This window comes from Pseudonocardia sp. EC080619-01 (genome assembly GCF_001420995.1).
Taxonomy (GTDB): domain Bacteria; phylum Actinomycetota; class Actinomycetes; order Mycobacteriales; family Pseudonocardiaceae; genus Pseudonocardia.
The window spans coordinates 4,444,515-4,458,932 of the sequence record NZ_CP012184.1 but is presented as its reverse complement, the minus strand read 5'-3'; the positions used below and the strand labels follow the sequence as shown (position 1 = coordinate 4,458,932).

The 14,418-nt window shown below is 74.0% G+C and carries 12 protein-coding genes; 8 read left to right on the top strand and 4 right to left on the bottom strand.

Annotation, left to right across the window (positions count from 1 at the left end):
- Positions 1 to 57: 57 nt before the first annotated feature.
- The gene (locus AD017_RS20865) at positions 58 to 897 is read right to left on the bottom strand and encodes a (2Fe-2S)-binding protein (protein WP_202968888.1); all 840 of its coding nucleotides are present in this window, start codon (positions 895 to 897) and stop codon (positions 58 to 60) included.
- 529 nt (positions 898 to 1,426) lie between these two features.
- Between AD017_RS20865 and gltB the strand changes: the two genes are divergently transcribed.
- A complete protein-coding gene (gltB, locus tag AD017_RS20860; protein ID WP_060576513.1) occupies positions 1,427 to 5,977 on the top strand; it encodes a glutamate synthase large subunit in 4,551 nt (1,516 codons plus the stop codon).
- A complete protein-coding gene (locus AD017_RS20855; protein ID WP_060575211.1) occupies positions 5,970 to 7,421 on the top strand; it encodes a glutamate synthase subunit beta in 1,452 nt (483 codons plus the stop codon). The genes gltB and AD017_RS20855 overlap by 8 nt, the downstream gene beginning before the upstream one ends.
- A 62-nt stretch (positions 7,422 to 7,483) precedes the next feature.
- On the opposite strand, the gene AD017_RS20850 is transcribed toward AD017_RS20855, so the two are convergent.
- Positions 7,484 to 7,738, bottom strand: a complete 255-nt coding sequence (locus AD017_RS20850) for a hypothetical protein (RefSeq protein ID WP_010230410.1) — start codon at positions 7,736 to 7,738, stop codon at positions 7,484 to 7,486.
- A 311-nt stretch (positions 7,739 to 8,049) separates the two neighbouring features.
- A complete protein-coding gene (locus AD017_RS20845; RefSeq protein WP_060575210.1) occupies positions 8,050 to 8,679 on the bottom strand; it encodes a DedA family protein in 630 nt (209 codons plus the stop codon).
- A 164-nt stretch (positions 8,680 to 8,843) separates the two neighbouring features.
- Between AD017_RS20845 and AD017_RS20840 the strand changes: the two genes are divergently transcribed.
- Positions 8,844 to 9,242, top strand: coding sequence for a DoxX family protein (locus tag AD017_RS20840; protein WP_060575209.1), 399 nt, complete (start codon positions 8,844 to 8,846; stop codon positions 9,240 to 9,242).
- 92 nt (positions 9,243 to 9,334) lie between these two features.
- Positions 9,335 to 10,237 carry a DUF2188 domain-containing protein gene (locus AD017_RS20835; protein WP_060575208.1) on the top strand — a complete coding sequence of 301 codons (903 nt, stop codon included), beginning with the start codon at positions 9,335 to 9,337 and terminating at the stop codon, positions 10,235 to 10,237.
- 54 nt (positions 10,238 to 10,291) lie between these two features.
- Here the strand turns inward: AD017_RS20835 and AD017_RS20830 are convergent, their stop codons facing one another.
- Entirely contained in the window at positions 10,292 to 11,452 is a 1,161-nt protein-coding gene (locus tag AD017_RS20830) for a PIN domain-containing protein (protein ID WP_060575207.1), read from the bottom strand.
- A 54-nt stretch (positions 11,453 to 11,506) separates the two neighbouring features.
- Here AD017_RS20830 and AD017_RS20825 point away from each other — a divergent pair, with 54 nt between their 5' ends.
- The 4 genes from AD017_RS20825 (at position 11,507) to AD017_RS20810 (ending at position 14,415) form a co-directional block, all read left to right on the top strand.
- The gene (locus AD017_RS20825) at positions 11,507 to 12,082 is read left to right on the top strand and encodes a maleylpyruvate isomerase N-terminal domain-containing protein (RefSeq protein WP_060575206.1); all 576 of its coding nucleotides are present in this window, start codon (positions 11,507 to 11,509) and stop codon (positions 12,080 to 12,082) included.
- Positions 12,083 to 12,180: 98 nt separating this feature from the next.
- On the top strand, positions 12,181 to 12,621 hold the full coding sequence (locus AD017_RS20820) for a hypothetical protein (protein ID WP_060575205.1): 441 nt from the start codon (positions 12,181 to 12,183) through the stop codon (positions 12,619 to 12,621).
- Positions 12,618 to 13,628 (top strand): nitroreductase family protein, encoded by a 1,011-nt coding sequence (locus AD017_RS20815; protein WP_029239875.1) that lies wholly within the window; start codon positions 12,618 to 12,620, stop codon positions 13,626 to 13,628. The genes AD017_RS20820 and AD017_RS20815 overlap by 4 nt, the downstream gene beginning before the upstream one ends.
- Before the next feature lie 133 nt (positions 13,629 to 13,761).
- On the top strand, positions 13,762 to 14,415 hold the full coding sequence (locus tag AD017_RS20810) for a response regulator transcription factor (RefSeq protein ID WP_010240103.1): 654 nt from the start codon (positions 13,762 to 13,764) through the stop codon (positions 14,413 to 14,415).
- Positions 14,416 to 14,418 lie beyond the last annotated feature (3 nt).

Below are 14,418 nucleotides of genomic sequence, written 5' to 3'. Positions count from 1 at the left end.
CCGGGGAGCTCCCCGCACGCGAGCTCCCCGCACGGCCGGACGGCGCCCCGGGCCCCGTCAGCCCCGTCCGGCGAGGACGCAGTCGCCGCAGGTGCCACCGCCGGGCACCCGGACGTAGAGACAGCAGGAGCGACGGTGGAAGGTCCACCCGGCGTCGCCGGTGGGCCGGGACAGGCGCCCGGTCGCCCCGTCCGGCAGCGGACCGGCCAGCCCGGGGTGCCCGACCAGGGCGTCGAGCAGCGCGAGGAACGCGGGCCGGTCCGCCGGCCGCGCGGTGTCCATCACCCGGGCTGCCCCGGCGATCGCGGAGACGACGTTGCCGCGCAGGACCCGCTCCGACACCGACACCCGGGCACCGACGGCCGCGTAGAGCGGTTCGAGGTGGGTGCCGGCGAGCTCCCGGGCCAGCAGACCGGCGGCGCCGTGCGGGTCGGTGCGGGCGTCCGGGGTCACGACGGCGACCGGCTCCGCGGGCAGGGCGGGTGCCCACGGGTCGTCGGCACCGGGGTCGCGGTGCAGGTCGCCCAGCGACGGCAGCACCCCGTGCAGCGCGACGGCGGCGAACGGCATCGACACCAGCCGGGCCGCCATCCCCTGCACCGCGATCGACGCCGCGACCCGCCGGTCGGTGCGCAGGGCGGCGGCCACCTGGTCGATCCGCGCCGACAGCGGGTCGGTCCCGGCACCGGGCGGCGCGTGGAGCTCGTCCCAGCGGCGCGGCCCGGTCCCGCCGGCACCCGCGCGGGCGGACCGGCCGGGCGACGGGACCGCGGCGCCGGCCGGCAGCAGGCCGACGGCGAACCACGGGCCGATCCGGGCGACGTCGGCGAGCACCGCCGCGATCGTCGTCCGATCAGGTGACGCCGACATGGCTCGGCCGGGCGCGGGTAGGTCCATCGCGGCCACTCTCCCCCGGCGGGGCCGGATCCGCCGCACCGTTGCGGTAACGGATCGGGCACGCGCAGCGATACCCTCGGCACGAGACCCCTCCCGTCGGATGGTCACGCGTCGCTCACCGTCCGGACACAGGACGGCAACGTCGCCCTGGTCGGATGGCCAGCGATCCACATCACGGGCCCGGGGCCCGATCATCAGTAGCGCGTCCGGGCGGCGGCATGCGACTCTGTGCTCTCGCCAGACCGCACTCGCCGGGGTGTGCGGTCGAACCGTGCCGCAGGGTTTTGGCCGGGTACTGACAACCAGCGCCCGGCCGCTCGTCGTGCCCGGAGGACAACGTCCGTCGGTCACCCGCCCGGCGGCACGGTGCACCTGAACGGCCCACTTCGCACGCCCCGTACCAGCGCAGCGCTGTATTCTGAGAACCCTTTCGGACCGCAGCGAGCTGCCTGGTCCCGGGTCGTCCGATGCGGGTGGCAGAGGTGCACCGAGACGACAGGAGGAGCAGTTGGCCGCGATCAGTGACCAGATGCGTCGCCCCTCGCCCGGTGGTCTGTACGCCGCCGATCACGAGCACGACGCCTGCGGTGTGGCCATGTTGGCCGACGTCACCGGCAAGCGCGACCACTCCATCGTGCAGAAGGCCATCGAGGCCCTGCTGCGACTGGAGCACCGTGGAGCGCGCGGGTCCGAGCACAACACCGGTGACGGTGCGGGGATCCTGATCCAGGTACCCGACGAGTTCTACCGCGAGGTCACCGACTTCGAGCTGCCCGCGGCCGGTGCGTACGCCACCGGCATCGCGATGCTCCCGCAGGACCCGGAGGCCGCCGAGGCGGCGGTCCGGGCGATCGACGGGCTGGCCGCCGAGGAGAACCTGACGGTGCTGGGCTGGCGCGAGCTGCCCACCGACCCGGACGCGGCCGACCTCGGCCCGACGGCGCTCGCCGCGATGCCGATCTTCCGGCAGCTGTTCGTCGGCGGCGCCGAGCTGACCGGCGACGACCCCGCGGGCGCGCCGAGCGGCATCGAGCTGGAGCGTCGCGCGTTCTGCCTGCGCAAGCGGGTCGAGCACGGGCACGACACCTACTTCGCGTCGCTGTCGCCGCGCACCGTCATCTACAAGGGCATGCTCGCCGAGCCGCAGGTCGCCGCGTTCTACCCGGACCTGACCGACGAGCGCGTCACCTCGGCCCTGGCCGTCGTGCACTCGCGGTTCTCGACGAACACGTTCCCGGCGTGGCCGCTGGCCCACCCGTTCCGCTACGTCGCGCACAACGGTGAGATCAACACCCTGCGCGGGAACCGGAACTGGATGGCGGCCCGCGAGGCGCTGCTGGAGTCCGCGAACCTGCCGGGCGACCTGTCGCGGCTGACCCCGATCGTCACCCCGGACGCGTCGGACTCGGCCACCTTCGACGAGGTCCTCGAGCTGCTCCACCTGTCCGGGCGCAGCCTGCCGCACGCGGTGCTGATGATGATCCCGGAGGCCTGGGAGCACAACACCGAGATGGGCGCCGCCCGCCGGGCGTTCTACGAGTACCACTCCACGCTGATGGAGCCCTGGGACGGACCGGCCCTGGTCGCCTTCACCGACGGCACCCAGATCGGTGCGGTCCTCGACCGCAACGGCCTGCGGCCCGCCCGGTACTGGGTCACCGAGGACGGGCTCGTCGTGCTGGCCTCCGAGGTCGGCGTGCTCGACGTCGAGCCGGACAAGGTGGTCCGCAAGGGCCGTCTCGAGCCGGGCCGGATGTTCCTCATCGACACCGAGCGCGGCAAGATCGTCGACGACGACGAGGTCAAGGGCGAGCTGGCGGCCGAGCACCCCTACGAGGAGTGGCTGCACGCCGGCCTCATCCGCCTCGAGGAGCTCCCCGACCGGCACCGGGAGACCCCGACCCACCAGGCGCTCACACTGCGCCAGCAGGCGTCCGGGTACACCGAGGAGGAGCTCAACGTCGTCCTCCGCCCGATGGCCGTCGGCGGCGCCGAGCCGATCGGCTCCATGGGCAACGACGCGCCGCTCGCCGCGATCTCCGAGCGCCCGCGCCAGCTCTACGACTACTTCATCCAGCTCTTCGCGCAGGTCACGAACCCGCCGCTGGACGCGATCCGCGAGGAGCTCGTCACCTCGCTGTTCAGCCAGCTGGGCCCCGAGCAGAACCTGCTCGACGCGACCCCGGCGCACTGCCGGACCGTCGTCGTGCCGTTCCCGGTGCTCACCAACGACGACCTCGCGAAGATCGTCCACATCAACGACGACCGGGAGTTCCCCGGCTTCGCCTCGCACGTCGTGCAGGGGACCTTCCTCGCGAAGGACGGCGGCAAGGGCCTGCTGTCCCGGCTCGCCGAGATCAAGCAGGAGGTGTCCCGCGCGATCGAGGGCGGCGCCCGCCTGATCGTGCTGTCCCAGCGCGGGGTCGACGCCGAGCACGCGCAGATCCCGTCCCTGCTGCTGACCGGCGCGGTCCACCACCACCTCGTCCGGGAGCGCTCGCGCACCCGGGTGGGCCTGGTCGTCGAGTCCGCGGACGCCCGCGAGGTCCACCACGTCGCGCTGCTGCTGGGCTACGGCGCCTCCGCGGTGAACCCGTACCTGGCGATGGCCACGGTCGAGGACCTCGCCGAGCGGGGCGACATCCCCGGCGTCGACGGCCGGACCGCGGCGAAGAACCTGGTCAAGGCGCTCGGCAAGGGCGTCCGCAAGACCATGTCGAAGATGGGTGTCTCGACCGTCGCGTCCTACACCGGCGCGCAGATCTTCGAGGCCGTCGGCCTGGGGCAGGACGTCGTCGACGCCTGCTTCACCGGCACCACCTCCCGCCTCGGCGGCGTCGGCTTCGACGTCCTCGCCGAGGAGGTGCTGGCCCACCACCGGCGCGCCTACCCGTCCGACGAGGTCCGCGCGTCGCACCGGGCCCTGGCGGTCGGCGGCGAGTACCAGTGGCGCCGCGAGGGCGAGCTGCACCTGTTCAACCCGCAGACCGTCTTCAAGCTGCAGCACTCGACCCGGTCCGGCCAGTACGACGTCTTCAAGGAGTACACGAAGGCCGTCGACGAGCAGGCGAAGCGGCTGATGACGCTGCGCGGCCTGTTCGGCTTCAAGGAGGGGCTGCGGGCCCCGGTGCCGATCGACGAGGTCGAGTCCATCGAGTCGATCATGACCCGGTTCGCCACCGGCGCGATCTCCTACGGCTCCATCTCGCAGGAGATGCACGAGACCCTGGCGATCGCCATGAACCGCATCGGCGGGCGCTCGAACACCGGTGAGGGCGGGGAGGACCCGGACCGCTTCACCCCGGACCCGAACGGCGACTCCCGCCGCAGCGCCGTCAAGCAGGCGGCGTCCGGCCGGTTCGGCGTCACGTCCGAGTACCTGGTCAACGCCGACGACATCCAGATCAAGATCGCGCAGGGCGCCAAGCCCGGCGAGGGCGGTCAGCTGCCGGGCGGCAAGGTCTACCCGTGGATCGCGACCACCCGGTACTCGACACCGGGTGTCGGCCTCATCTCGCCGCCACCGCACCACGACATCTACTCGATCGAGGACATCAAGCAGCTCATCCACGACCTGAAGAACGCCAACCCGCGGGCCCGCATCCACGTGAAGCTGGTGTCCCAGGTCGGCGTCGGGACCGTGGCGGCCGGCGTGTCCAAGGCGCACTCCGACGTCGTGCTCATCTCGGGCCACGACGGCGGCACCGGCGCCTCGCCGCTGTCCTCGATCAAGCACGCGGGCGGCCCCTGGGAGCTCGGCCTGGCCGAGACCCAGCAGACGCTGATGGCCAACAACCTGCGTGACCGGATCACGGTGCAGGCCGACGGCCAGCTCAAGACCGGCCGCGACGTCGTCATCGCGGCGCTGCTCGGCGCCGAGGAGTTCGGTTTCGCGACCGCCCCGCTCGTCGTGTCGGGCTGCATCATGATGCGCGTCTGTCACCTGGACACCTGTCCGGTCGGCGTCGCGACCCAGAACCCGGAGCTGCGCAAGAAGTTCGACGGCAAGGCCGAGTACGTCGTCAACTTCATGCGGTTCGTCGCCGAGGAGGTGCGGGAGTACCTGGCCGAGCTGGGCTTCCGCTCCATCGACGAGGCGATCGGCCGGGCCGACGTGCTCGACGTCGACACCGCCGCGCAGCACTGGAAGTCGAGGCACCTCGACCTGTCCCCGATCTTCGAGGTCGGTGACCACGGCGACGACGTGCCGCGCAAGCGGACCCGCGAGCAGGACCACGGCCTGGACAAGGCGCTGGACAACACCATGATCCAGCTGGCCGAGGGCGCGTTGCGCAACGGCGACCAGGTCACGCTGGACCTGCCGGTGCGCAACGTGAACCGCACCGTCGGCACCATGCTCGGGTCCGAGCTGACCCGGGCGCACGGCGGCAAGGGCCTGCCGGACGGCACGATCGACATCACGCTCACCGGCGCGGCCGGCCAGAGCTTCGGTGCCTTCGTGCCCAAGGGGATCACCCTGCGGCTGGTCGGCGACACGAACGACTACTTCGGCAAGGGCCTGTCGGGCGGACGCCTGACCCTGCGGCCGGACCCGTCGGCGCCGTTCCCCGCCGAGGAGAACGTCATCGCCGGCAACGTCATCGGCTACGGCGCCACCTCGGGCGAGATGTTCATCCGGGGCGTCGTCGGCGAGCGGTTCTGCGTGCGGAACTCCGGCGCGGTCGCCGTCGTCGAGGGCGTGGGCGACCACGGCTGCGAGTACATGACGGGCGGTCAGGTGGTCGTGCTCGGCCGGACCGGGCGCAACTTCGCGGCCGGCATGTCCGGCGGCGTGGCCTACGTGCTGGACGTGGACAAGAACCGGGTCAACCCGGAGATGGTGGACCTCGACCCGCTCGGTGAGGACGACCGCGCCATCCTGCGGGACCGCGTCGAGCGGCACCACGCCGAGACCGGCTCCGCGGTGGCGCACGCCCTGCTCACCGACTGGGACGCCGCGGTGGAGCGGTTCGGCAAGGTCATGCCCAAGGACTACAAGCGCGTGCTGCTCGCGACGGAGAACGCCGAGCGCGAGGGGCGCGACGTGAACCAGGCAATCATGGAGGCTGCTCATGGGTGACCCGAAGGGCTTCATGACGACCCGCCGGGAGACCCCGACCCAGCGACCGGTGGACCTGCGCCTGATGGACTGGCGCGAGGTCTACGAGGACTTCCCCCGCCAGAGCCTGGAGAAGCAGGCCGGGCGCTGCATGAACTGCGGCATCCCGTTCTGTCACCAGGGCTGTCCGCTGGGGAACCTCATCCCCGAGTGGAACGACCTCGTCTACCGCAAGGACTGGCGGGAGGCGACCGAGCGACTGCACGCCACGAACAACTTCCCGGAGTTCACCGGGACGCTGTGCCCCGCGCCCTGCGAGGCGGCGTGCGTGCTCGCGATCAACGACGACGCCGTCACCATCAAGCAGGTCGAGATCGAGATCATCGACCGCGCGTGGGACGAGGGCTGGGTGACCCCGCAGGTGCCCGCGGCGAAGACCGGCAAGAAGGTCGCCGTCGTCGGGTCCGGGCCGGCCGGGCTGGCCGCCGCCCAGCAGCTCACCCGTGCCGGGCACGACGTCGTCGTGTTCGAGCGGGCGGACCGCATCGGCGGGCTGCTGCGCTACGGCATCCCCGAGTTCAAGATGGAGAAGTCGCGGCTCGACAGGCGGCTGGAGCAGATGGTCGCCGAGGGCACCCACTTCCGGGCCTCGGTCGACGTCGGCACCGACGTGACCGTCGAGCAGCTGCGGGCCGACTTCGACGCGGTCGTCCTCGCGGGCGGCGCGACGGCGTGGCGCGACATCCCCGCCGACGGCCGTGACGCCGAGGGCGTCTACCAGGCGATGGAGTTCCTGCCGTGGGCCAACCACGTGCAGCAGGGCGACATGGACGCGCCCCCGATCTCCGCCGAGGGCAAGGACGTCGTGATCATCGGTGGCGGTGACACCGGCGCCGACTGCCTGGGCACCTCGCACCGCCAGGGTGCGCGCTCGGTGACCCAGCTGGAGATCATGCCGACGCCGCCGGAGGACCGCACCGCGGGCATGCCCTGGCCGACCTACCCGATGGTCTACCGGGTGTCCTCGGCCCACGAGGAGGGCGGCGAGCGGCTGTTCTCGGTCAACACGACCGAGTTCGTGAAGGACGCCGACGGCAGGCTCGCCGGCATCCGGATCGTCGAGGTCAAGCGCGGCGACAACGGCTTCGAGCCGGTCGAGGGCACCGAGCAGGAGCTCCCGGCGCAGCTGGTGCTGCTGGCGATGGGCTTCGTCGGCCCGGAGAAGGGCCGGCTCCTGACCGACCTGGAGGTCGAGCTCGACGGGCGCGGCAACGTCGCCCGCGACGAGACCTACATGTCGTCCGCGGACGGCGTGTTCGTCGCCGGCGACATCGGCCGCGGGCAGTCGCTCATCGTGTGGGCGATCTCCGAGGGCCGTTCCGCGGCCGCCGGGGTGGACACCTACCTGACCGGCCGCACCGTGCTCCCGCGGCCGATCGACCCGACGGACCGCCAGATCGGCTGAGCGCCAGCCACACGGATCCGAACGAGTCCGGGCCCGGCCGCACACCGCGGCCGGGCCCGGACTCATTCCACGAGCTCCAGGTCGAACGCGTCGTCACCGATCCAGATCCGGAGACCGTCCGCGTCGTCGGTGACGTAGCCGTCCTCCTCCTCACCGAGCTCGCGGATGGCGCCCAGGGCGCGGCGGCCGAACTCGACGACCCCGTCCCCGGCGTCGACCGGCCGGTACTCGCGGGCGAGCAGGGCCGTCCGGCACGCGGTGGCCAGCCAGGCCGCGTTCGCCGTGCCGACCTCGGCCCGCCATCGTGACTCGCGCATCCGCCGAGTATGAACCGGATCACCCCCGCCCGTCGCCACCCGACGACCGGCGATCGCACCGAAACGGTCCACATCGGCCTCCGGTCGTCGTCACGGCCCCGTCCGTCGCGGACGCGATGCCGCTCGCGGTCGAACCCGGAACGACCGCCACCCGCACCACAACCCGGGGCGCTCTCGTGCGTTGAACCGTGCGACCGGCACCTGCAGAACCGGGAGCCCCTGTCGGTGCCGGGCACCATCGGGACATCGGGTACCGCGAGTCCGCTCGCGGGCCCGGTGCCCGGTGGTGTAACTCGTGGAGCGGCGCCGGGTCAGCGGCCTGCGAGCGCCGGGACCGGCCGTGCGGACCCGTGAGCCCGCCGCCGCAGCGTCCGCACCCGGCTCGCCACCCAGAACAGCGACGCCGTCACCACGGCCAGCACCCCGCCCGCCAGCACGCACAGCAGCGGGTTGCCGCCGGTCACCGGACCGAGCGCGAGCCCGATCGCGAGCATGTACGACGCCCACAGCACCGAGCTCACGGCCGACCCGGCCAGGAACGGGCGCAGACCCAGCCCCAGCCGTCCGGCCGCGGCACAGCCGGCCAGGCGCCCGCCGGGCAGGAACCGGGCTGCCGCGAGCACCGTCACCGGACGCCGGGCGAGGTTCTCCCGGACCCAGCGCACCGCCGGACGGTCGTCGGTGTCGGCGGAGCGCGGGAGCAACCGGTGCGGGCCACGGCCGAGCGCGTGCACGGCGAGGTCACCCGTCATCGAGCCGACGACCGCGGCGAGGACGAGGCCCACCACCATCGGCACGTCACCAGACACGCCCGCCGTCGCCGTCGCCGTCATCAGGACGGTCTCGCTCGGTAGTACCGGCATCGGCCCGTCCACCGCGATCATCAGGACCAGGGCGGGGATCAGCCACGCGCTGTGCAGTACCGCCGTGACCAGCTCCACCCGAGGGACCTCCGTGTCCGGTGCGTCGTCCCACGACCCTCGCAGATCCCACACACGGCGTAACGGGGGCATCCCCCCGGGCTCCGCGATGAGTTCCGTTGCTCGTCCCGGTCTGATCGGGTGAGTGCCACGGACCGGCCGTGGCCCGCCCCCGGAGGTACGTCATGTCCGCGCCGTCGGCCACCCGCCCGTCCGTCTCCCCCGCGCTGCACCGGACACTGTGGGTGCTGCAGATCCTGCTGGGCCTGTTCATCGTGGTCGCCTCCGCCGCACCCAAGCTCGTCGGCGAGGCCTCCGCGGTGCAGATCTTCACCGACATCGGGATCGGCCAGTGGCTCCGCTACCTCGTCGGGGTGCTGGAGCTCGCCGGCGGGATCGGCCTGATGACCAGGCGGTACGCCGGCCCCGCCGCGGTCGGCCTGGTCCTGCTCATGATCGGCGCGGCGCTCACGCAGGCGTTCGTGCTGCACGGCGGAGCGCTGGTGCTGACCCCGGTCGTGCTCGGCGTGCTGTTCGCCCTCGTCGCCGCCGGCCGCCGGGAGACCCTCACCACGAAGCGCTGACCAGCGTTTACCCGTCGTGCGACGGGGAACCCCCCGACCGACACGGGCGCTCCGGCGCCGTTCCGCAGTCTTCCCAGAGGAGAGAACCCGCCATGGCCGACCGCCACGTGAAGCCGGTCGACGACGGCTGGACCGTCGAGAAGCAGAACGCCCAGCGCCCGAGCGCCAAGGCCGGCACCCAGGCCGAGGCGATCACCAGGGCGGTGGAGATCATCGCGAAGGACGGCGGCGGCAACCTCGTCGTGTACGGCACCGACGGCTCGGTCCGCGAACGCCGCTCGGTGGAAGCCGGCTCGGACGCCACCACCGGCACCGCGGCCAGGGCGACCGCCTCCGCGACCGGGACCGCGGCCGCGGACACCGCGGCCAAGGCCGCCGACACCGCAGGCCGCACCGCGGACGAGATCGGCTCCGACACCGCCACCACCGCCCGGAAGGTCGCCGGCGAGACGCGCAGCGCCGCGGCGAAGGCCGGTGACACGGCGAAGACCGGCGCCGAGCAGGTCGCCGCGGAGGCGCGCAAGGTCTCCGACAACGGCAAGAAGCCGGAGAACGCCGGCCGGGACGCCGCCGACGCGGCGAAGGCCACCGGCGAGCGTCTGGCGGGCACCGCCTCCCGCACCGGACGTCAGGTCGCCGGGGAGGCCACCGCCTCGGCGGAGCGTTCCGCGGCGACGCTGCGGTCCGTCGCCGGCGAGGGCGCGGACACCGCGGTGCGCAGCGCGGACCGGGCCGCCCGGGTCGGTGAGCGCGTCGAGGACGACCTCGACGACACCGGTGCCCGGCTGGCGCGCAAGCTGCACGACGACGGTGAGCGCGCCGCCGTCCGCCTCGACGAGTTCGCCCTCCGCCTCTACCGGCCGCTGAACCCGATCCGGTTCGGCAGCCGGGTCGCCGCCGGCGCGGTCGCGACCGCGTTCGGCGTGACCGGCGCCGTCACCTCCCGTGCCGGCAAGCTCTTCCAGAGCGGCACCCGCAAGGCCACCGGCCGCTGACCCCGGCCCCGTCGGCCCCGCCCCGCAGAACGTCCGGGGCGGGGCCGGACCATGTCAGGGGGCGGGGCTGATCACGTAGTCGCCGACGTCGTCGCGCCACTCCATCTGGATCAGGTCCCGGGCCCTGGCAGCCTTCGCGAACGACAGGAAGCTGCCGAAGCCGAACCGCTTCTCCGAGAAGTCGGGCACCCGCTTGCGGAGCTGGTCCTTCAGCCCGGACAGCTGCGGCGGTCCGCCGGCCGCGCTCAGGTCCCGCACGACGCCGACGAGCAGCGCGAACGCGTCCTGGTCGGCGTCGGGGTCGTCGGGCACCGTGACCTCGGGGTCGCCCTGCGCCGACCCGGCGGCCAGCGACAGCGCGCCCTGCGTCTCCAGGTGGCGCAGCAGCTCGCCGAACCCGCGGAACCCGTGGTCGGCCTCGTCGAAGGTGGGGTCCTTGCGGAGGATCGCCCGCTTCAGCCGGGACGCGAGGACCGGGCCGTCGGCGTGCCGGGCCAGGCCGGCCAGGGTGCTGACCACCAGGCCGTCGACGTCGCGTTCCTCGGCCCCGGTCGTCGCGGTCTCCTCGGTGGCGTCGGAGAACGTGAGACCGAACGGGTTCTGGTCCCGCTCGGGTGCGGCCGGGGCCCCGGCCGGCGCCGGGGCCGCGGCGGCCACGGGCTCGGCGGCCGCCGCCGCGGCGGGCGGGCGCGCCGTGCCCCGCCTGCGGCGCTGCGGAGCGGGCTCACGGCTCGGTTCCAGACCGGGCAACCGGTCGTAGAACAGGAACTCGTCGCAGGCCGGCGGCAGCAGTGCCGACGTCGAGGACTGCACCCCGATCCCGATCACCCGCTTGTCCAGCTCGCGGAGCTTGTGCATCAGCGGGGTGAAGTCGGAGTCGCCGGTGGCGATCGCGAACGTCGTCACGAACCCGCGCTCGTAGGCGAGCTCGATCGCGTCGACGGCGAGCTTGATGTCGGCCGCGTTCTTCCGCGAGCCACCGATCCGCTGCGGGATCTCGATGAGCTCGACCTGGGCGCGGGCCATCAGGCGGCGGTCCTCGTCGAACGCCGACCAGTCCGCGTAGGCGCGGCGCACCACCACCCGGCCCCGTTCGGCGAGCGCGTCGGCGACCGGACCGAAGTCGAAGGGGACGACACCGAGCCCGTCCCGGGCGCCGATCGCGAGGTTCTCGTAGTCGAGCAGCAGGGCGATGCGTTCGTCCTCGTGGGCCACCGCGGAAGACTAATCCCGGTGCACCGCCGGGGACCGGCCGGGAGACTGCCCGTCATGCGAGCGGAGGACGTCGAGCAGGCGGTCGTGGTCATGACGGAGGCGCTGCGCGGGACCGACGACGCCGACTGGTCGGCCCCGGCCGGGCCGCTCGAGTGGTCGTGCCGGGACACCGCCGTGCACGTCGCCGACGACCTGTTCGGCTACGCCGCGCAGGTCGCCGTCGCGCCGGCGGGTGACTACCCGCCGTTCGAGCTCACGGTCCCCGCCGCGGCGTCGGTCGACGGCCTGCTCCTGGTGGTGGAGACCGGCGGGGCGATGCTCGCGTCGGTGGTCCGCACGGCGCCGCCCGGCGTCCGCGGCTGGCACCCCTACGGCGACGGCGACGCCTGCGGTTTCGCCGCGATGGGCGTGGTGGAGGTGCTGGTGCACACCCACGACATCACCCGCGGGCCGGGCGTCGGCTGGACGATGCCGGCCCCGCTGTGCCGCGGTGTGCTCGCCCGCCTCTGGCCGGACACCGACCCGGGCGACGACCCGGCGGCGACACTGCTGCACCGGACCGGCCGGGCAGCACTGAACGGGGTCCCACCGCCGTCGCGGTGGCGGTGGTACGGCGCCCCGCACACCTGATCCGCACGGGGTACTGCGTCCCGGAAATCCGGTGACCGTCGGCCCTCCCCGTCCGCGGCGGATCGGAGCAGACTGGGCCCTCCACCAGGAGGAGACCCATGAACTCCCCGCACCCGCCGGCCGGCACCGTCCTCGTCGCGCTCGCCTCTGCCGACCACCGCACCCTGCGCGCGGCCGCCGAGATCGGGCGTGCGCTGGTCGTGCACGGCCACAGCCCGCTGATCGCCGCCGCGGGCGACCTCCCCCCGCTCGACGGGGTGTGCGCCGTCGTCCTCGGCGGGGCCTGGGACCGGCCGTGGGCGCGCCTGGCCGCCCACCGCTTCCTGCACCACGACGACGACCTGCTGCGCGACCGTCCACTCTGGATGTTCGATGCCAACCCGCGCACCGGTCCCGGTCGGCACCCGCACCCGGTGCCGCCGGCAGGGGTGGAACTGCGGGGACCCGTGCAGGGGCCGGAGGCGGCCGGCTGGGGGCCGTGGGCGTCGGCGATCGCCGGCGAGCTCGCCGGGACGGGCACCCCGGTGGGCGCGTCGTGACCGGGCCCGGGGTCCCGGGGCCGACCCCACCCCGCCCGGGTGTCGTCCGGCAGGCGGTCGCCACCGCGCTCATGGCGCCCTCGGTGCACAACAGCCAGCCGTGGCGCTGGCGGATCGGCGCCGACCGCATCGAGCTGTACGGCGACCCGGACCGGCGGCTGCCCTTCACCGATCCCGACGGCCGCGACCTGCTGGTCAGCTGCGGCAGCGCGCTCTCCCACCTGCACGTCGCCCTGGCCGCGGCGGACGTCGGGCACGAGACGCTGCGCTTCCCCACCGACGACCGCCACCATCTGGCCACGGTCCGTCTCACCGGCGAGCCACCGGACCGGGCCGCGCGCGCCGACCGCGTCCTCGCGCCCGCCATCGCGGTCCGGCGCAGCGACCGCCGTCCCTTCACCGACGGTGAGCTCGCCCCGCACACCCGCGCCGCGCTCGGCCTCCGCGCCGCCCGCTACGGCGTCGCCCTGCACGCCGTGACGGGGACGGCGGCCCGCGAACAGCTCGCGGAGCTGGAGCGGGAGGCCGCCCGCGACGCCCGCCGGCGGCCCGGTCAGGCCGCGGAGCTGCTGGTCTGGACGCACCGCTACGCCGGCTCCCGCGACGGCGTGCGGGCCTCGTCGGTCCCGGCGGGCACACTCCGGACGGCCGGGGACGATCTCGCCGTCCGCTTCCCGCCCGGGTCGTTGCCGGTGGACCCGCTCGCCCACGACCGGGCCACGATCCTCGTGCTCAGCACCCCCGCCGACGACGACGAGGCCCGGCTCGCGGCCGGGGAGGCCGGCGGCGCGCTGCTGCTGGCCGCCACCCGCGCGGGCCTCGCGACCTGCCCGCTGACCCGGATCCTGGAGACCAGGGCGACCCGGGCGGCGCTGGCGTCGCGGGTGCTGCGCACCCCCGACCACGCCCAGCTGCTGATCAGGATCGGGCGCGCCCCGGACGACCGGGAGCTCCCGGCCACCCCGCGCCGCCGCCTCTCCGACGTGCTGGTGCACGGTCACGCCTGAGCGCGGCCGGGCGGCGGCGTGAGGCCGGACACGGACCTTCGGCCCGCCCGGCCGGGCCGTCCGGACGGCACCCGTCCCGGCGGCCGGCGGATAGTCTCGGGCCCGACGGGGACGACGGCGTGCGGAGGCGATCGTGACGATCTCGGTGTTCCTGCTCGACGACCACGAGATCGTGCGCCGCGGACTGGCCCAGCTGCTCGAGCTCGAGGACGACATCGAGGTCGTCGGGGAGGCCGCCACCGCCTCCCAGGCCACGGTGCGGCTGCCCGCGCTGCGGCCGGACGTCGCGATCCTCGACGTCCGGCTCCCCGACGGCGACGGCGTCAGCGTCTGCCGCGACGTCCGGTCGGCGGTCACCCCGCCCCCGGCCTGCCTGATGCTGACCTCGTACGCCGACGACGAGGCCCTGTTCGGCGCGATCATGGCCGGTGCGTCGGGCTACCTGCTCAAGCAGGTCGCCGGGGTCGATCTCGTCGGCGCGGTCCGCACGGTCGCCGCGGGCGGCTCGCTGCTCGACCCGAAGGCGACGGCCGCGGTGCTGGAGCGGCTGCGCCGCGGCGACACCGCCACGCAGTCCGACCCCCGCTACGAGTCGCTGAGCCCGCAGGAGCAGCGGATCCTCGAGCTGATCGCGGACGGGCTGACCAACCGGCAGATCGGCGGGGAGCTGCACCTGGCGGAGAAGACCGTCAAGAACTACGTCTCCTCGATCCTGCACAAGCTCGGCTACGCCCGGCGCACCGAGGCCGCCGTGTACGCCGTCGAACGGCGCCGCGGGCAGCGTTGAGGC

What these genes read in the sequence shown, in the direction of transcription:
- AD017_RS20865 (WP_202968888.1), bottom strand. Translation starts at nt 897, where the DNA reads ATGGACCTACCCGCGCCCGGCCGAGCCATGTCGGCGTCACCTGATCGG.
- gltB (WP_060576513.1), top strand. Translation starts at nt 1,427, where the DNA reads ATGCGTCGCCCCTCGCCCGGTGGTCTGTACGCCGCCGATCACGAGCAC.
- AD017_RS20855 (WP_060575211.1), top strand. Translation starts at nt 5,970, where the DNA reads ATGGGTGACCCGAAGGGCTTCATGACGACCCGCCGGGAGACCCCGACC.
- AD017_RS20850 (WP_010230410.1), bottom strand. Translation starts at nt 7,738, where the DNA reads ATGCGCGAGTCACGATGGCGGGCCGAGGTCGGCACGGCGAACGCGGCC.
- AD017_RS20840 (WP_060575209.1), top strand. Translation starts at nt 8,844, where the DNA reads ATGTCCGCGCCGTCGGCCACCCGCCCGTCCGTCTCCCCCGCGCTGCAC.
- AD017_RS20835 (WP_060575208.1), top strand. Translation starts at nt 9,335, where the DNA reads ATGGCCGACCGCCACGTGAAGCCGGTCGACGACGGCTGGACCGTCGAG.
- AD017_RS20825 (WP_060575206.1), top strand. Translation starts at nt 11,507, where the DNA reads ATGCGAGCGGAGGACGTCGAGCAGGCGGTCGTGGTCATGACGGAGGCG.
- AD017_RS20820 (WP_060575205.1), top strand. Translation starts at nt 12,181, where the DNA reads ATGAACTCCCCGCACCCGCCGGCCGGCACCGTCCTCGTCGCGCTCGCC.